The sequence below is a fragment of the Arcticibacterium sp. genome (assembly GCF_055134445.1).
The window spans coordinates 16,956-35,532 of record NZ_JBSRVI010000180.1 but is presented as its reverse complement, the minus strand read 5'-3'; the positions used below and the strand labels follow the sequence as shown (position 1 = coordinate 35,532).

Annotated in this window: 16 protein-coding genes; 7 read left to right on the top strand and 9 right to left on the bottom strand. The window is 38.1% G+C overall.

Going from position 1 to position 18,577, the window contains the following annotated elements:
• A partial coding sequence (locus ACTBZY_RS23930; protein ID WP_463048929.1) for a 3'-5' exonuclease occupies window positions 1-336 on the bottom strand: 336 nt, incomplete at its 3' end.
• 102 nt (window positions 337-438) lie between these two features.
• Between ACTBZY_RS23930 and ACTBZY_RS23925 the strand changes: the two genes are divergently transcribed.
• Both ACTBZY_RS23925 and ACTBZY_RS23920 read left to right on the top strand, forming a co-directional pair.
• Window positions 439-1,497, top strand: coding sequence for a PA0069 family radical SAM protein (locus tag ACTBZY_RS23925; protein WP_463048927.1), 1,059 nt, complete (start codon window positions 439-441; stop codon window positions 1,495-1,497).
• 34 nt (window positions 1,498-1,531) lie between these two features.
• Window positions 1,532-2,848 (top strand): hypothetical protein, encoded by a 1,317-nt coding sequence (locus ACTBZY_RS23920; RefSeq protein ID WP_463048926.1) that lies wholly within the window; start codon window positions 1,532-1,534, stop codon window positions 2,846-2,848.
• A gap of 43 nt (window positions 2,849-2,891) precedes the next feature.
• Here ACTBZY_RS23920 and ACTBZY_RS23915 read toward each other — a convergent pair whose 3' ends face one another.
• The 6 genes from ACTBZY_RS23915 to ACTBZY_RS23890 form a co-directional block, all read right to left on the bottom strand.
• A complete protein-coding gene (locus tag ACTBZY_RS23915; RefSeq protein ID WP_463048925.1) occupies window positions 2,892-3,167 on the bottom strand; it encodes a hypothetical protein in 276 nt (91 codons plus the stop codon).
• A gap of 60 nt (window positions 3,168-3,227) precedes the next feature.
• Entirely contained in the window at window positions 3,228-4,724 is a 1,497-nt protein-coding gene (glpK, locus tag ACTBZY_RS23910) for a glycerol kinase GlpK (protein WP_463048924.1), read from the bottom strand.
• Window positions 4,725-4,839: 115 nt separating this feature from the next.
• Complete coding sequence (locus ACTBZY_RS23905) at window positions 4,840-8,250, bottom strand: efflux RND transporter permease subunit (protein ID WP_463048928.1); 3,411 nt, start codon at window positions 8,248-8,250, stop codon at window positions 4,840-4,842.
• A gap of 100 nt (window positions 8,251-8,350) precedes the next feature.
• A complete protein-coding gene (locus ACTBZY_RS23900; protein WP_463048923.1) occupies window positions 8,351-9,487 on the bottom strand; it encodes an efflux RND transporter periplasmic adaptor subunit in 1,137 nt (378 codons plus the stop codon).
• A 21-nt stretch (window positions 9,488-9,508) separates the two neighbouring features.
• Window positions 9,509-10,840 (bottom strand): TolC family protein, encoded by a 1,332-nt coding sequence (locus ACTBZY_RS23895; RefSeq protein WP_463048922.1) that lies wholly within the window; start codon window positions 10,838-10,840, stop codon window positions 9,509-9,511.
• Window positions 10,841-10,845: 5 nt separating this feature from the next.
• Window positions 10,846-11,487 (bottom strand): TetR/AcrR family transcriptional regulator, encoded by a 642-nt coding sequence (locus ACTBZY_RS23890; RefSeq protein ID WP_463048921.1) that lies wholly within the window; start codon window positions 11,485-11,487, stop codon window positions 10,846-10,848.
• Window positions 11,488-11,809: 322 nt separating this feature from the next.
• Between ACTBZY_RS23890 and ACTBZY_RS23885 the strand changes: the two genes are divergently transcribed.
• Genes ACTBZY_RS23885 through porT form a run of 3 tightly spaced genes read left to right on the top strand, consistent with a single transcriptional unit; the run spans window position 11,810 to window position 14,354 of the window.
• On the top strand, window positions 11,810-12,850 hold the full coding sequence (locus tag ACTBZY_RS23885) for a quinone-dependent dihydroorotate dehydrogenase (RefSeq protein ID WP_463048920.1): 1,041 nt from the start codon (window positions 11,810-11,812) through the stop codon (window positions 12,848-12,850).
• Window positions 12,851-13,576: a bifunctional demethylmenaquinone methyltransferase/2-methoxy-6-polyprenyl-1,4-benzoquinol methylase UbiE gene (gene ubiE / locus ACTBZY_RS23880; RefSeq protein WP_463048919.1), complete on the top strand. Its 726-nt coding sequence runs from the start codon at window positions 12,851-12,853 to the stop codon at window positions 13,574-13,576. It abuts the gene before it with no gap.
• Between the two features lie 10 nt (window positions 13,577-13,586).
• Window positions 13,587-14,354 (top strand): type IX secretion/gliding motility protein PorT/SprT, encoded by a 768-nt coding sequence (porT, locus tag ACTBZY_RS23875; RefSeq protein ID WP_463048918.1) that lies wholly within the window; start codon window positions 13,587-13,589, stop codon window positions 14,352-14,354.
• Window positions 14,355-14,360: 6 nt separating this feature from the next.
• Here porT and ACTBZY_RS23870 read toward each other — a convergent pair whose 3' ends face one another.
• Window positions 14,361-15,101, bottom strand: a complete 741-nt coding sequence (locus ACTBZY_RS23870; protein ID WP_463048917.1) for a copper homeostasis protein CutC — start codon at window positions 15,099-15,101, stop codon at window positions 14,361-14,363.
• A 151-nt stretch (window positions 15,102-15,252) separates the two neighbouring features.
• On the opposite strand from ACTBZY_RS23870, the gene ACTBZY_RS23865 reads away from it, so the two are divergent.
• A complete protein-coding gene (locus ACTBZY_RS23865) occupies window positions 15,253-15,474 on the top strand; it encodes a DUF2795 domain-containing protein (RefSeq protein WP_096193716.1) in 222 nt (73 codons plus the stop codon).
• Between the two features lie 136 nt (window positions 15,475-15,610).
• On the opposite strand, the gene ACTBZY_RS23860 is transcribed toward ACTBZY_RS23865, so the two are convergent.
• Window positions 15,611-16,768 (bottom strand): 2-isopropylmalate synthase, encoded by a 1,158-nt coding sequence (locus ACTBZY_RS23860; RefSeq protein WP_463048916.1) that lies wholly within the window; start codon window positions 16,766-16,768, stop codon window positions 15,611-15,613.
• A gap of 212 nt (window positions 16,769-16,980) precedes the next feature.
• Between ACTBZY_RS23860 and pyk the strand changes: the two genes are divergently transcribed.
• Window positions 16,981-18,438, top strand: a complete 1,458-nt coding sequence (gene pyk, locus ACTBZY_RS23855; protein ID WP_463048915.1) for a pyruvate kinase — start codon at window positions 16,981-16,983, stop codon at window positions 18,436-18,438.
• The last annotated feature ends 139 nt before the right edge of the window (window positions 18,439-18,577 follow it).

Below are 18,577 nucleotides of genomic sequence, written 5' to 3'. Positions count from 1 at the left end.
CTCCCTTAAAAACTCCTCTACCAACATCGGAATATCAAATCTATTGCTGTTAAAGCCCGCCAAATCGCATCCTTGAAGAAACTGGGCCATAGATTTAGCCAACTGTCTAAAAGTAGGCTCATCCTTTACATCTTCGTCATAAATACCATGAATCAAACTCGATTCTATCGGTATTGGCATTTCAGGATTTATCCGTTTTGTTTTTATATCAACAGAGCCGTCGGGCATGGCCCTGGCTATGGAAATCTCCACTATTCTGTCTTGAGAAATGTTAGTGCCAGTAGTTTCTAAATCAAAAACCGCAAGGGGTTTTTTAAGCTTTAATGAATGGGTCATATTTTGGTCTGCCAATAGTTGTAGCAAAGGTAAAGGTTTTCGTTTGGGGATGCTTAAATGACTTTAGTTTTATACCCTCAAATGTGTTTTCAATTGAAATAAATGACAGAAATTCCAAAAATAAAGGGTCGCGGGGCTCAACTCAACAGTGAAAACCGCTTTTTAGCAAACACTATAGTCTACGACGATGAATTTTCATACGGAGAAGAAGACAATTTTAGAAGTCAAAAAACCAAGTATATCACAGAAAACCCTAAGAAAGTAGTCAACACTATGGACAGCCCAGATTTACCCAACGGAAAATCTGTTAATCCATACCAAGGCTGTGAGCATGGCTGCATTTATTGCTACGCCAGAAACACCCACGAATATTATGGGTATTCTGCGGGTCTGGATTTTGAACAAAAGATTTTGGTCAAAAAGAATGCTCCAGATTTATTAGAAAAGGAACTGAATAAAAAGTCTTGGAAACCTGTTCCAATACTCTTTTCTGGAAATACCGACTGCTACCAGCCGGCTGAAAAGAAGTTTGAGCTTACAAAAAAAATGCTAGAAATATGTCTTAAATACAGAACGCCCGTAGCCATAATAACTAAAAATGGATTGATTTTAAGAGATATTGAAATTCTGAAAAAACTGACCAACCTAAACCTACTTCATGTCATAATCTCTTTCACCTCATTAAATGAGGAACTTAGAAGAAGTTTAGAACCACGAACCATATCTGGACAAAAGAGGCTTACCGTCATTAAGAGACTGTCTGATGCTGGCATTCCTGTGGGCGTTAATACCGCTCCCATAATCCCAGGACTTAACGACCATGAAATACCAGAACTTATCAAACAAGCTTCGGAGAATGGAGCTTGCTGGGCGGGTTATACCATGGTGCGACTTAATGGCTCGATAGCCGAAATTTTCACCGACTGGATTTACAAAGCCTTCCCAAACAAAGCAGAAAAAGTGCTTAACCAAATAAAGGAATGTCATGGCGGAAATTTGAACGACAGCCAGTATGGCAGAAGAATGCGAGGGGAAGGGAAATATGCCGAGCATATCAAACAACTCCATAAAATAAGCCGTATGAAGTATTTAGCAGGAAGAAGTTTCCCTGACTATAATTATGATGCTTTTATTCGGAATGGGCAGTTGGGGTTGTTTTAGTGTTTAAATGGAATCCATTTGATAATTTTAGGACATGAATAAAGAAACGCCAGACTGCATTCCCTCATTTATTGAAATGAATGTCCCGAATGAAAAATTAAGTTTATATACTGGGGAATTCATATTAAAATCTGGTGAGGAGGTTTATGAAATAGATGGCTCTGTTTATTACAAGTGGCTTCCAAATCAACAAGCATGTTTTGAAGGAACAGTTCTCAATGCAGATTTGAAAACTTTTTTCAGGTTGAATGAATTAAATACTTTCTCACTTTTTATCAACAAGGTTCAGGTTGGCGAGGTAGACCTTTCTAAAATTGAAGCAAAGTCCTCACTTATCATAAACGGTGAGTTTACTTCATGGGCATATTTTGGAGAGAAAAAGAGAGATTACGATAAAGTTTCATTTCAAATATCTAACCTCTTGCCTTTCACTGGTCAATCAATAAAAAATGACACCGAATGCTTTCTTGGAAGAATTACCCTTACCAATCAGCAATTTGAAGTGACGATAGACAAAAAGAACTATAAAGAGACATTTGAAACGTTAAAAAAAGAGGGAGGCCATATTCTAACACATAGTGGACAGATAGTATTTCATCAAAAAAATACTAACGAAGATGTATTTCAAAATGCAATTAATGCCATAAGAGTCTTTTTAAGTTTTTGCAATGGACGAAGAATTGGATTGAATCATTATTGCTTTACAGGTGAATACTCCCCGGAGAAAACATTTATTGGTATGTTTTCAGGAGATATGTACAAGTCTGTTCTTAATATTTTTCCCCATCTAAATTATGGAAATCAGTTAGAAACTTTTTGGCCCTTGTTTTATCAAAAATGGATTAAAAGCGAACATTTTTTAAATTCTATAATTCACTGGTATCTCGAAGCAAACTATCACTCTGCCATGACGGAAGGGGCTATAACTTTGTCGCAAATCGGCTTAGAATCGATGGCAAATCATGTACTTAATCAGGATAAACTCTCAAAAAAACAAATCAAAGGCCTTTCAGCAGCGGATAAGGTTAGGTATGTTTTAAGTAAGTATTCCATAAATACTCATATTCCTGAAGAACTTAGTTCCCTTCGAAATTACTTTAATAATTTAGAAGAGAACGACATTAAAGATTCTATTGATCTAATAATCAATTTCAGAAATTGCATCGTTCATGAAAACCCAAGAAAGTTAGCTTCTTTCATAAATATTTCAAGCGATACCAAATTTGAATGCCTACAACTAAGCCTTTGGTTTCTTGAAATTACAATTTTAAAATATTTAGGGTATCAAGGCCCATACACTAACAGACTTAAATCTGGAGGGTTTGAAAAAGAAATGATTGAAAATACCTAGACCTTTCTTTGTCACTAAACAATTTGAGAAAAGACAACTAAGATCACTTAAGCACCGCTAAAATTTCCCTCTCCGTAAACTCTGCTGGCATCCACATGGTATCACCGCCGCACATTTGAAGTTCCAAAACGCCATCCCAAACTAGTTTATCATCTTTGACATAGGCATTTTTAAACTTCTCCGTCTCCATAATAGCACGATACGGATTACTAGGTTCAGGTACTGTTTTGTTAAGAAAGTCTGCAAAATCAAGCGTCATGACTTCACCATTTGACAGTTTTAATTCTATGTTCGGATGATTGATTGACAATATTTCCATCTCTTTTTTCTGTTATTTGTTTAGAGAACAAAATATTGTCAATCGTAATTCCTTATTTGCTTAATCTTCCCAGTCTAAGCTACGCTCAATGGCTTTTTTCCAGCCTTTGAAATATTTATCTCTTTTTTCTGAAGGCATTTTTGATTCCCAAGTTTTATCAATGCCCCAGTTTTGTGTCAAATCATCAAAATTCTTCCAAAAACCTACCGCCATTCCTGCCGCATAAGCAGCACCCAAAGCTGTAGTTTCTATCATTTTAGGGCGAATAACCTCCACATCCATAATGTCTGACTGAAATTGCATTAGCAACTCGTTCACCGTCATTCCACCATCTACTCTAAGCGATTTAATTTCTATTCCGCTGTCTTTTTCCATGGCTTCTAGCACATCTCGGGTTTGGTAGGCAGTAGCTTCCAAAACCGCTCTGGCTATATGACCTTTGTTTACATACCTTGTTAAGCCTGCTATAATTCCTCTGGCGTTATTATTCCAATGTGGGGCATATAAACCCGAAAATGCTGGCACAAAATACGCTCCGCCATTATCATCTACAGATTCTGCAAGCTTTTGAACATCTTCACTGTTTTTAATAATACCAAGATTATCTCTTAGCCACTGCACCAAAGCTCCCGCTATGGCCACAGAACCTTCTAAAGCATAATGCACCGGCTGCCCATCAAACTGATAAGCTACGGTAGTTAGTAGTCCAAACTTAGAAGGAATGGCCTCTGTACCTGTATTCATTAACATGAAACAACCTGTTCCGTAGGTATTTTTCGCTTCTCCTGGAGCGTAACACGTTTGACCTACTAGGGCTGCCTGCTGGTCTCCCAAAATTCCTGCTAAAGGAACACCTCTTAATGGCTCCGACTTAATTTTGCCATAAACCTTACTACTTGGCTCTATCTTCGGAAGCATGGCTTTTGGGATATTTAGTTTCTCCAAAATCTCATCTTCCCACTGCATGGTATTGATGTTCATCAGCTGCGTTCTTGACGCGTTTGTAACATCTGTCAGGTGCAAACCACCGTCAATACCGCCTGTTAAATGCCAAACGGTATAGGTATCCATGTTGCCAAAAATAGCTTCGCCTTTTTCCGCTGCTTCTCTAACACCGTCTACATTTTCTAAAATCCATTGAATTTTCAATCCACTAAAATAAGTGGCTAACGGAAGACCCGTTTTTTCTTTAAACCAAGCTGAGCCTATGCTTTTTTCTAACTCGTCTACCTTTTTACCTACTCGTGTATCTTGCCATACTATCGCATTGTAATAGGGCTTGCCTGTTTTACGATTCCAGACCATGGCAGTTTCACGCTGATTGGTGATGCCGCAGGCTAAAATATCAGGAATTCCAATATTTTGTTTTATACGAGCATTTGCTATTACCTCTAGGGTATTTTGTCTTATTTCTTCTGGATTGTGCTCTACCCAGCCTGCTTGAGGGAAAATTTGTTCGTGTTCTTTTTGACCTACAGAGACAATCTCTCCTTTTTTATTAAAAATGATACAGCGGGTGCTGGTGGTTCCTTGGTCTATTGATGCTATGTATTTCATTGATGGGTTGTTTTGAAAGATTGAAATTAGGCAAATAGTTTTGTCAAAGAAATCACGCAAAAAAAAACCTCACGAATTAATTCATGAGGTTTACTTACTATAAGACTACAGAAGACTAAACCAAGCTTAGCTCATCTTCTTTTCTATATTCCCTATTAACAGCCTCTTCTCCTAAAAATTTAATCTTAAGCCTCTCTGAAAGATAGTACATACATGGTACTATGACTAGCGTAAGAATGGTAGAGAAAATAAGTCCGAAAATAATGGTCCAAGCCAAAATATTCCAGAAAACGGCACTATCACCACCAATGTTAACCGCCCATTCCAGATCTACAAATAAGGCACCAAAATCGAAAGCCAAGCCTATGGCCAATGGAATCATTCCCAATACTGTTGAAGATGCCGTTAGCAATACCGGTGTTAGACGCGTGGAACCTCCTTCAATAATGGCTTCTTTAAGACCCATCCCTCTTTTTCTTAGCTCGTCAATAAACTCTATCAAGAGAATACCGTTTTTCACCACAATACCTGCTAAAGCTATAATACCCACACCAGACATAATAACAGAGAATGTTTTACCAAAAGCCATAAAACCTAACAGCACCCCTATTAAACTCAAAATGATGGTAAAAAAGATAATTAAAGGCTTAACGATTGAATTAAACTGAGCCGCTAGAATCAAATAAATCATGGCGATGGCAATCAAAAATGCACTACTTAAAAACGCCATAGCCTCTGCTTGTTCTTTCTGCTCTCCACCTTGGCTAATAGAATAACCGGAAGGCAGCTCTAGGTCTGCTAGTTCCGCAAAAATCTCCTGGTTAATAACCGTGGCCTCATCCTTAAATGCTGGCGTCACATCAGAACTTAAGGTAATGGTACGTTCGGCATCTGTTCTGTTAATCTGACTAAATGTAGTCGAATACGACAGGTCTGCCACCGTAGCCAACGGCACACTTCTTAGCACGCCTCCCATATTCATATCTCTGAAAGTGAGATTCATACTCAGCAGTTTCTCAATCTGATCTCTATCGTCTTGTTTCAGACGAAGCTGTATAGGATATTCGTCGTCATTATCTCTAAATTTAGAAACCTCAAGACCAAACAAAGCGGTTCTAAGTGCCATGGCCACTTGTGCCGTACTTATGCCCTCTCTGGAAGCCTTTTCTCTATCTACATCTATAACAATTTCAGGTTTGTTGGTTACTAAATCTGTCTTCAACTCATCAATACCTTGAATACCCGATGCTTCAATTTTACTTATCGCTTGTTTCTGAATTTCTCCTAAAACAGTGAAATCTTCCCCTGTTATCTCAATGGTAATGGCTTTACCTGTAGGCGGTCCATTACTTTCTCTTTCTACAGAAATCTCTGTTCCTGGGATACCTTGAAGGGCTTCTCTTACTTCTGAAAGCAGAAACTGAGAAGAAATATTTCCTCGCTTTTCTTTACCTACAAAAGCTATCGTCACTTTTGACTTATGCGGTGTATCAGCACGGTCAGGGTTCATTGGGTCACCCGCATTTTTACCCACGTTAGAGATCACCGAATTCACTACAGACAATGCATCGTTTTCTTCCAAAATTCGGAAGACCGTTCCTTCTATTTGCTTTGTAATCTCATCGGTTTTTCTAGCGTCTGTGCCTACAGGCATTACGTTATAAACATAGATATAATCTGGCTCGCCAGAAGGGAAAAATATCACCGAAGGCTTAACTATTCCCATAAGGACTAAAGTCCCTATCAGTAATACAAAAGAAGCAAGAATAGCCCATACTGGTCTCCAACCAGTGATAACCCAGCTGATCATTTTTCCATAACCACCTTTCAATTTCGGCAAAAGCCTTTCTTGGAAAGGAATGATCATTTTTGGAGTTAAGATATAATGATTGAATACATAAAGAATAGCAATCAACATTAATACGTTACCTGTTCCAAAGAATGCATTGTTTGAAGAAATAGCATAAATGATATAAAACAGCACTGCCAAGCCAACTAATATAGCCAATGGTTTAATAAGAGACTTAAAGCCTAAATCTTTACCCTTATCATCATCTTCTCTTTTCATGAAAGTAATGGCAAAGACAGGGTTCATCACGTAAGAAACCACCAAAGAAGCAAACAGTGTGAATATCAAAGTGAAGGGCAGGTATTTCATAAACTCACCAACAATTCCTGGCCAAAATATCAAAGGAAAGAATGGGGCTATCGTGGTCAATGTCCCTGCAAAAACAGGAATAAATACCTCTGATGCTGCCAGTTTAACGGCTTCCTTAATACTCAAGTCTTTATGTTTATTGAAAATCCTATGGGAGTTTTCAATCACCACAATGGCATCATCCACCACCAAACCTAAACCCAGCAGGAAGGCAAACAGCACGATGGTATTCAATGTAAAACCCATCAACATTAAAGGATAAAGTGCTAGAAGTGCTGAAAGAGGAACTGAAAGTCCAACGAAAATAGCATCTCTAACTCCCATAAAGAACATCAAAACCAATACCACGAAAATGAAACCCATGACCACGGTATTGATAAGGTCATTCAAATCTGCTTCTGTTCTTTCCGACTGGTCGGCCGTAATGGTAATATTTAAGCCTGGAGGTGCCGTTTGTTTAAATTCAGCTAGAATTTCTTCAATGGCATCTGCTGCAACAATCAGGTTTTCACCTCCACGTTTAATAACGTTCAGTGTAATTACAGGAGCATTATTTAACCTTGCAAAGTCTTGTCTTTCTTCATGAGAATCTACCACTTCCGCTATTTCAGAAAGTCTCGCTGTAGCTCCAGAACCAGATCTGATAATTACATCTCCTAACTCCTCTACAGAATTAAACTCACCTTTTACACGAAGTGTTCTTCTTATATCTCCTACGTTTAACTCACCACCAGATATGTTCACGTTTTCGTTCTGAACAGCCATCTGTATATCGCTAAATGCTAAACCGTAAGATTGCAGTTTTTGCAAGTCTAGGTTTATTTGAATTTCTCTTTCAAGAGCACCAACAATATCTACTCTAGAAATTTGCTGCAAAGACTCTATTTCATCTTGAATCTGCTCCCCATAGGCTTTGATTTTCTCTAAAGGAAAATCACCTGAAAGGTTAATATTCATGATAGGAAATTCAGAAAAGTTCATCTCCAAAGCTATAGGGTCTTGCGTCAAATCTGTTGGCAAATCTCTCCTAGCCTTGTCAATAGCACTTTTCACACGATCCTTTGCCGTTTCTACGTCTACATCTGTGTTAAACTCTACCATAATCACAGAAACGTCTTGCAATGCATTAGACTTAATTTTCTTAATACCCACCTCTGCTTTAATTTGCTTTTCCAGCGGCTTATTAATTAAGTTTTCAATATCCGCAGGTGCCGTTCCAGCATACACGGTATTGACATAAATCTGAGGAACAACTATTTCTGGAAATTGCTCCTTAGGTAGGTTATCATAAATGGCGTAACCAGCTATGGTCAGCAAAAAAGTAACCAGGTAAACCGTCGTCTTATTATTTGCCAAGGCACCTATCATATTATAGATGAGTCCTTTGCCTTTAGGTTGTGCTTCTGGCTCTATATTTTCTTTTGAATCTGTCATTTTTTGTAATTTTTAAATGGTTCAATGGTTATTCTCAAAAAGCAACCACCTCACCATCTACAATTTCCTGATACCCATCTATAATCAAAATATCTCCAGCGTTAAGACCTGTCAATATCTCTATTTCTCCATTATAACTCAGACCGGTAGTGACCACACGCCCTCTAGCAATTTGTTTGTCTCCCTCGCTTTCTGCCACATAAACAATATCTCCTAATTCTGTTCTTTGAATTAAGTTTCTAGGAATAACCAAGGCTGAACTTCTAGATTGATCACGAATCTCAACTACCGCATTTAAGTTGGGCTTTAGCTGTTTGTCAAAAGGCACCTTTGCTTCTGCCGTAAAAGTTCTTGAAACTTGATTCACCGTTTGGCTTACAAAACTAAGTTTTGCGGTAATCTCTTTTCCTAAGTCAGGAAATTTCACTTTCACTAGATCTCCTTTTTTAATAGTTCCTGCATAGGTGTCAGGAATATTAGCGACCACTTTAAGATCGTTTAGGTTGACTATTCTGACGATTCCAAGACCTGGCGACGCCATTTCTCCGGCTTTCATTCTTACCTCATCCACATACCCAGCAATAGGAGATACTACCGTGTTTTGAGCATCCTGAGACTTCATGGTAAGTAATCTTTTCTCCAAAGTCTCTACCTGAGCCTTCGCTTGAATATACTGAACCTCAGTTCCAATTTTCTGATTCCAAAGAGCCTCCTGACGTCCAAAAAGGGTTTTGGCAGTCTCCAACTGAATCAGAATCTCGTTGATGCTGTTTCTTAAAATGCTGTTATCTATAGAAGCGATTTTTTGTCCCTTTTGAACATAATCACCTTCTTTCACATAAACATGTGTTAATGCTCCACCCATTTTAGGACTTACAAAAACATTGTTAACAGCGTCTAATCTAGCGTTTGCTTCCACATAGTGAGAAAAATCTTGAGCACTAAGAGGCATGGCCTTAACCTGGGAAACTTTTACATCCGCTTCTGGTTCCAAAATGCCAATCTCCGCCTTTATGGCTTCAATCTTAGCATTAATTTCTGCAGCGTCAGACTGTAAAGCCACCAATTGAGCCTTTTTACCGTCAATGCTACTATCTTCTTTTTGACCACAAGAGATAGAGATAAAGCTAAGTGTGGTAATAGTGATGAGTAAATACGCGTACTTTTTCATTTATATATTTTAAAAAAATGATTATTCTTTAATTAATTTTCCGTGTGCTTTGTCCAAATCCACTTTTGCAACTAGTACGTCATAAAGTGAAGCGAAATAATTTGTTTGGGCTTGACGATTATCGCTTTCCGCATTCACTACTTCTAAATTTGAGCCTACACCTTGTTGATATTTGATTTTGGTCACTCTTAGAATCTCTTCCGCCAATTCCATATTTCTTCTTTGCACTTCTAAGGTTTCTAGACCGTTTGTAAGGTTTACTCTTGCTTGATCATTCTCAAGCTTAAATGAATTGCGAAGCATCTCAGCAGTATTATCTAACTGAATAATATTAAGACGCTGACGTTCGACTTTAATTTTTCTTAAACCACTGTCATAAATTGGAATGTTCACACCAAAACTAAGAGCAGAAGAACCAAACCATTTCTGAAAAGGATTAAAAACAGTGTTACTATGCCCAGCTCCTAAGCTTCCTGAGAAAAAGACGTTAGGAAGTGCCCCCTTCTGATACCTTTCTACATTCAAATCTAAAAGTTCTCTATTGGTTTTGATTGTTCTGTATTCTATCCTATCTTCTGGATTCACATCGGTATAGGCCACCGAACTAAGGGCTCTCAATTCTTGATCTTCTAGTTTGTCTTTCAACATGATGGGCTCATTAACATCATAACCCATCTGGAATTTTAACAGTTGATACGTAAGGTTTATAAGATTGTTTACTTTAGTGAGCTCGGCTTGAAGATTGTTCTTTTGAACAGAAAGCCTGTCAACATCAAGCTTTTCTACAAAGCCCTGTTTAAACATCTCGTTCGTATTATACTTTAAAGTGTCAATCTGTCTAATGTTTAGCGTGAGTAATTTGGCCCTTTCTTCGGCCACTAGGGCAGAATAATATGCCTTTGTTACATTCTCAGCTACTGTTACTTTCGACTGAACAATACCTTGGTCTGCCAGTTTTCTATAGGTTTCAGCAGCCCTAAGGCCAACTAACCAAGTGGCATCAAAAATTAATTGGTTTATACTTAAACCTGCTTGTCCGCTCCAAGGCACCCCAAACTTAAATTTCACCACTTCACCTTCTGCTGCTGTAGGGTCAAAGTTCTTAGCATCTAAAAGCTGTGTCGGTACAATAGCATTATAGGTGTACTGAAACTGGCCGTTTATTTGCGGTAAACCAGCCACTTTAATCTCTTTGATTTCCATCTCCGAATCTTGCCTTTTAACTAAGGCATTTTTTACATCCGCATGATGAATCACCGCATAATCTACCGCCTCCTTCAACGAGAAGGACTGCTGCCCGTAAGCTTGGAAAAGTGTACTAAACCCTAAAATTCCAAATAATAGTTTTTTCATTTAATTTATTTTATTGCTTCATAGACCTTTAAGCCTTTTTCTGTCACTATTCCTCGTAAAAAATGGTCAATGAAAGTCATCTGAACATCTAGTAGTCGGAAGTCTCTTGGTGGGAAAAGAGCATTATTAAAAGCCATATCGACAGATTCTATTCTTAAAATGGCCAAGGCTTGAACGTCAATATCTTCTCTATAATACCCGCCCTTTATGCCCTCTTCCATATTTCTGATAATAGTCGCCTTAAAGCCATCCTTGTGCTCTACATAATTCTTATATGCCGTAGGATAATACCTCTCAAGATCATGTAAAACAGCCGAATTAATATTTTCAAAAAGGCGTCTCATTTGTCTTGTAGCCAGAATGATTTCTTCAACAGGATTATTTGCCAACTTTTGGTGCTCCATGTCCTGGCAAAGTTCTCTAGACATGGCACATTGCGTTACGGCATTGACAAACATCTTTTTGTCTTTAAAATTCTGATAGATTGTCTTTTTGGACACACCCAAAGACTTCGCTATGTCATCCATGGTCACAGATTTCACACCATGCCTAAAAAACAATTCTTCTCCCTTTTGTATAATGCGTTCTTTTATCTCCACGGGCACAAAACTCAGGAAACTTTCTAAAGGTTCAAAGTTTCCTTGCATTATTTTAATATTAATATTTGCGGATGGCTATTATTCAACACCAAAGGTTAAAACAACGACACCAACGGCAATGGGCTTTCGATTCAAAATACATCTTATAAACAGTGGATTAACTAAAACATAATCCAGATAAAGGAATAAAATCCCTAAAAGCACATTTTAAAACACCACAAAGTTATTTTTGCATTATTTCAACATCAAATCAATTTATAAACTTCAAAAGAAAAAGAAGAATGTATTCAATACGTTTGAAATAAGGCCACTAAAGCCTAGATTTGCGGATTCCCAAGACTTAACCATGGGCTCTTCTTAAATTACCGAAATGAACCTCTATAAAAATTTAGTTTTCCCTCTTTTAAAGAAATTTGACCCAGAAAACATACATCATACTGTAACGGATTTATTAAAATTAGTTTACAGACTGCCCTTCGGACAAAGCATGCTCAAAGCGTTATACGAGGTATCGGATAAAACTTTAGAGCGAAAAGTTTTTGGACTTACCTTCAAAAACCCAGTAGGACTAGCGGCAGGTTTTGATAAAAATGCACTTTGGGTGGATGAATTGTCTTGCTTAGGCTTTGGTTTTATCGAGATTGGCACCGTCACGCCAAAAGCTCAAAGTGGAAACCCGAAACCCAGATTATTCAGATTAGTAGAAGACGAAGCCATTATTAACAGAATGGGCTTTAATAACGAAGGCTCTTTCAATGCCGCTCAATTATTAAAATTAAGAAAATCGGAACTCATCATTGGAGGAAATATTGGCAAAAACAAAGTCACACCAAACGAAGATGCTCTGTCAGATTACCTTTTGGCATTTGAAGATTTACACCTTTATGTAGACTATTTTGTGGTCAACGTGAGTTCTCCAAATACGCCCGGATTAAGAGAGCTACAAGACAAAGAACCTTTAAGTAGAATTTTGAATTCTCTCATGGACTTAAATTCCAAGAAAGAATTCAAAAGACCTATTCTTTTAAAAATAGCTCCCGATTTAACAGAAAGTCAACTAGACGATATTGTGGATATTACGCTCAGCACCGGCATTGATGGCCTTATTGCCACCAATACCACCATTGACCGAAGCGATCTTAAAAGTTCGGATGCTTTAATTAATGAAATAGGTGCTGGAGGTTTGAGTGGAAAACCTGTTAAAAATAAGTCCACCGCTGTAATTGCCTATTTACACAAAAAATCAAAAGGTGCTTTCCCAATTATTGGAGTGGGAGGAATATACTCTGCGGAAGACGCTTTAGAAAAACTAAATGCTGGGGCCTCATTAATTCAGATCTATTCTGGATTTATTTATGAAGGACCACAGTTAATAAAAGACATTTGCGAAGGCATCATAAAAAATAAATAAATGGCAGTACTACCATATAAAGATAAAGCAAGCAGTAAAAAAGAGCAGGTATCAGAAATGTTTGACAATATTTCTGGCAATTACGATCTTCTCAACCGCGTCTTAAGTGGCGGAATAGATATTTATTGGCGAAGAAAAGCCATGTCTCTTCTTAAAAAAGAGCAGACAAAACTTATCCTGGATATCGCTACTGGCACAGGCGATTTAGCCATAGAAGCCAACAAGCAATTAAAGCCAGAAAAGATTATTGGCGTTGATATATCTGAAGGTATGCTGAAATATGGCAGGTCAAAAATGGAGAAGCTTGGCCTTTCAGATAAAATAGAGCTCAGAATGGGTGATTCTGAGAAACTACTCTTTGACGACAATACATTTGACGCAGTTATCGTTTCATTTGGCGTAAGGAATTTTGAGAATTTAGCTAAAGGATTAGAAGACATGTGCCGTGTCACCAAACCTGGCGGAACATGCGTTGTTATAGAACTTTCCACTCCGAAGAGCTTTCCAATGAAACAGCTCTATGGTTTTTATTCTACCAAAATCCTTCCGATTATAGGAAAATTAGTTTCAAAAGATAACGCCGCTTACACTTACCTGCCAGAATCTGTAAAGGCATTTCCCGACGGAAATGATTTCTTAGAAATTTTCGAAAAAGCCGGATTTAAGCATGCTTTTTGCAAAACGCTTACTTTCGGTATCTGTTCTGTCTATGTTGGTAAAAAATAGATTATTCAAAATGCATAATAGGCTCGCCCTACGTTCTGTCCTAATATCAAAAAAAGGCTCATTAGCCCTTATCGTAAGATTTTGGATGATTGCAGCCTTCACTTTTTTAATCTCTCTACCCTCCTTCTCTCAGAACTCGAAGATTATTCATCAGGCAGATTATGATGCCAAGCCTATTAGGTTTGGATACTTTCTTGGGGTCACCATGAGTAATTACCGTGTAAAGTATAATCAGCTCTTTTTATCAAATGCCAACAATGAAATAATTTCATTGACATCGCCTGTAGATTATGGCATTAAAATGGGAGGCTTGATGAATTTTAACACCAGCGATAACTTTGATTTTAGAATTATGCCTACCGTGGCCATTTACGCTAAAAAATTACTTGTAAACCAAGATCCAGAAGCACTTCCTTCTAGAGAGCAAGCTTGGTTTGAACTGCCATTTCTGGTGCGGTACAAGTCTTTACGCCGTGACAACATGCGTATGAACGTATTTGCCGGAATGCGATTAGGTTTTGAAACCAATGCTGTAAACTTAGCTCGCAAGACCAAAATAGGAAAGACAGCGGGCATAAAAACTTCTGATTTAAGTGTGGAATATGGAGCTGGACTAGAGCTCTTCAGACAGTTCTTTAAACTCTCCCCTGAAATTCACTTCTCACATGGCATAAAAAACCTTGTAGACCCCGCTATAGGCAGCAACAACGTTTCTCCTTTAGCCGCACTGGATAGGTTAAACAGTCATGCAGTCACTTTCTATATTTTCTTCGAATAGCGGAAACTACCCTTTACCTTTAATTAAACTCATGAGCTCTTTGGCTTTTTCCAAGGAAGTCTCATATCGTCCAAGATCATCTGGAAGCACACCAGACTGCATAGAGACATCGGTTGCCTTCATGGGACTTTTTACCCAATCTTTTCCTGTGAAGTGTACAGCTTCTATACCCGCTTCGGTAAAAGCCAATACATTATTAGCACTCACGCCTGCCCCAGCCATTATTTGAATTTTACCCTTCCCTATTTCCTTTAACTTTTTCAATAATGGCAAGCCATCAATAGCCGCATTTTCTTGTCCTGAGGTTAATATTCTTTCAAAACCCAAATCAATAATTTGCTGAAGAGCAATGATTGGATCTTGGCACTGGTCAAACGCCCTATGAAAAGTAACTGGGAATGGTGCAGCCCAGGAAATAACATTAGAACAGAGATCTAAATCAACATTTCCGTCCGCAGTTAATGCTCCAAAAACAAATCCTGAAGGTTTTAGTTTTTTTATTGCTTTTATTTCATTAATTATGGTAAGCACTTCAGAATCGGAATAGCAAAAATCGCCACCCCGCGGCCTGATCATGACAAACGTTTTAGGAGCAATATTTTCCAAGACCAGTTCTATCAAGCCCTGAGATGGTGTAGTGCCTCCTTCTAGAAAACCGCCACAGAGCTCCACTCTTGTAACAGAGAGCTGATGAGCCACCAAGGCAGATTCTAGAGAGAAGCAGCAAATTTCCGTTTCTGTTGTCATTTTATAACCCGTGTAAGTTTCTGATTTTCAGTGTAATGCTAAAATATTTAATACTTAAGGCACTTTTTTTACAAAAATACGTTTTTCAATAAAAGTTTTTGATACTTTTGCAGCCAAATTCAGGAAATACACATTTAAACATAGTGAAATCATGTACTGGACTTTAGAATTAGTTTCTTACTTAGAAGACGCCCCATGGCCTGCATCAAAAGATGAATTGATTGACTTTTCAATTCGTTCTGGTGCACCTAATGAAGTTATGGAAAATCTATCTGAATTAGAAGACGATGGTCAGCCTTTTGAAAACATCGAAGAGATATGGCCTGACTACCCAACGAAAGATGACTTCTTCTTTAACGAAGATGAATATTAAATAAATATTGCATTGGTCTGACTAAGCCGTCACTTTTAAAGTGACGGCTTTTTTTGATGGGCAGTGACAAAACTAAAAAGAGGTCATCTAAAATTTAGATAACCTCTCTCAAATAGCTTTTTAAGCTCTTTTACTATTAAGCCGGCACTTCCAAACCTTTCATTAAAGAAACAAGATCTTTATCATTCACTTCTTTAATTCTATCCGCTAACTCTAAGAAATGCTCGTAAACTTCGTCGGCATCATTTTTAGCAATATTAAAACCTAATATCGCCAATCTATGTCTTAGAGCATGCCTTCCACTTCTTGCTGTTAAAACAATATCTGATTTATCAACCCCAACAGACTGAGGTGTCATTATCTCATAATTTTCGGCATGCTTTAAGAAACCATCTTGGTGTATCCCAGAAGAGTGAGCAAAAGCATTTCTTCCTACAATAGCCTTGTTAGACTGAACAGGCATACGCATGGTGTCTTCCACCAATTTACTAAGTGGGTAAAGCATTTCGCTTTTGATATTAGTATAACAGCCCAGTTCTTTATGTACCTTAAGTATCATAGCCACTTCTTCCAAAGAAGTATTTCCAGCCCTTTCTCCTATGCCATTAATCGTAACTTCCACTTGTCTTGCTCCAGCTTGTACACCAGCAATGGTATTGGCTGTAGCCATACCTAAGTCGTTATGACAATGCATTGACAATATAGCCTTATCTATATTTGGAACATTGTTCATCAAATAGTGAACTCTATCGTACATCACCGATGGCAACAAATATCCTGTAGTATCTGGTAAGTTAACCACCGTGGCACCTGCCTTAATAACGGCCTCCGTAAGTCTCGCTAAAAACTCCAAATCTGCACGTCCAGCATCTTCAGCATAAAACTCTACATCTTCCACAAAGGTCTTAGCAAATTTTACTGCTTCTACTCCTCTTTCTAGAATTTCATCCCGATTGCTACTGAACTTATGCTTAATATGAATATCTGAAGAACCTATCCCAGTATGGATTCTAGGTCTTCTGGCATGTTTAAGTGCTTCAGCAGCCACCTCTATGTCATTTTTCACCGCTCTTGTGAGTCCACAAACCGTGGCATTCTCCACTACCTTCGAAACTGCCACGACAGATTTAAAGTCTCCTGGACTGGACACCGGAAACCCGGCTTCAATGATATCCACACCTAAATCATCTAGCCTTTTGGCAATCATTACCTTCTCATCAATATTCAGTTGACAGCCAGGAACCTGCTCTCCATCACGCAATGTGGTATCAAAAATGTATATCTGCTTGCTCATTGTAATAAATCTTTCAGAACTAATTTCGTTTAAAGAACTATACAAAAATAGGAGATACCGAAGGTCATTTATAATTTTACGACTCAATCAAAGGCAAATAGGAATAATATGCTAAATCGGACTTCAGATACTGAAATATTATTCTAGCCATATCCCTTAATATTCCTACTTTTACGTCGAAATTTACGCCAAAGACAATAACATAACAGTTTATGTACAAAAAAACCAAAATTGTAGCAACCGTAGGCCCCGCCTCAGAAAGTGAAGAGATGTTGCTTAAACTGGCAAATGCCGGAGTAAATGTATTTAGATTAAACTTCTCTCATGGTGACCACCAAGAGCATTTAACTAGATTAGAAAGAATAAGAAAGATCAATAAAGAGCATAATCTAAAATGTGCCATTCTTCAAGATTTACAAGGGCCAAAAATTAGAGTTGGTGAAATGGAAGGCGGCAACGCTGGAGTGGAACTCATAGAAGGCAATCAGTTTATCTTCACTAATGACACGGTAGTAGGAAACGCCGAAAGAGTGAGTACTCCTTACAAAGGCATGTACCAGGATGTGAAGATAGGTGAGCGTATTCTTATGGATGATGGTAAACTAGAAGTAAAGGTTGTTGCCATTGATACAGAAAAGCAAGAAGTAATTACGGAAGTAGTTTACGGAGGTCTTTTGAAGCAAAAGAAAGGAGTTAACCTACCGAACACGAATATTTCTCAGCCTTCTGTAACAGAAAAAGACTGGAAAGATTTAGAGTTTGGTCTTAAGCATGATGTAGATTGGATAGCTCTTTCTTTCGTGAGAACTGCTAAAGAAATTATTGACATAAAAGAATACATCAAAAGCAAAGGAAGCTCTGCCAAGGTAATCGCCAAAATAGAGAAACCAGAAGCTATTGAGAACATGGACTCTATCATTGAGGCCGTTGATGCCATCATGGTAGCTCGTGGAGATTTGGGTGTTGAAATGCCAGGTGAAGAGGTGCCAATCATCCAAAAGGAATTGGTAAGAAAATGTAACTTAGCCGCCAAGCCTGTTATTGTAGCTACGCAAATGCTAGAAAGCATGATTGACAATCCTCGTGCCACTAGAGCAGAGATTGGTGATGTAGCTAACGCCGTTTGGGATGGTGCAGATGCAGTGATGCTTAGTGGTGAATCTGCCGCGGGTAAATACCCATTATTGGCTGTTCAGACCATGGCCAAAACCATCGAGCAAGTTGAATTGAACGCTCAAAAAGAAGATTTATATTTTAAACACCACACACGTGTTACCCGTGCAGATTACCAGTCTGAAGACAAGGATAACGATAACGTGATTATGATGGGCTGTAGACTTGCCAGAGATTTAGATGTTAAAGCCATTATTGGTTATACGACTTCTGGATATACAGCAGTTAGATTATCTCACCACAGACCAAAAGCAAACATTTATATTTTCACATCTAACCCTAAATTGCTAACGCAATTAAGTCTTTACTCTGGTGTGGAAGTTTTCTCTTCTGAAAGAATGCCTAACAACCACGAGAATAATCTGGTAGATGCGGCTATGAACTTCCTTATAGAAGAAGGCAAACTAGAAAAAGGAGACAAGTTTATTAATACGCTAAGCGTGCCTTTATTGGCCGACAATCGTACAAATACCGTTAGACTTAGCGTTGTGAGCTAATTCTTTTCTTTTTAAGAATAACATAAAAGCCTTGATTCAGGAGAATCAAGGCTTTTTCATTTTCTAAGTAAAAGTATTGCACGTCTAAGGAGTTTGCGTCAATTCACATTTTTAATAGAACAAATCCTTAAATTGAACA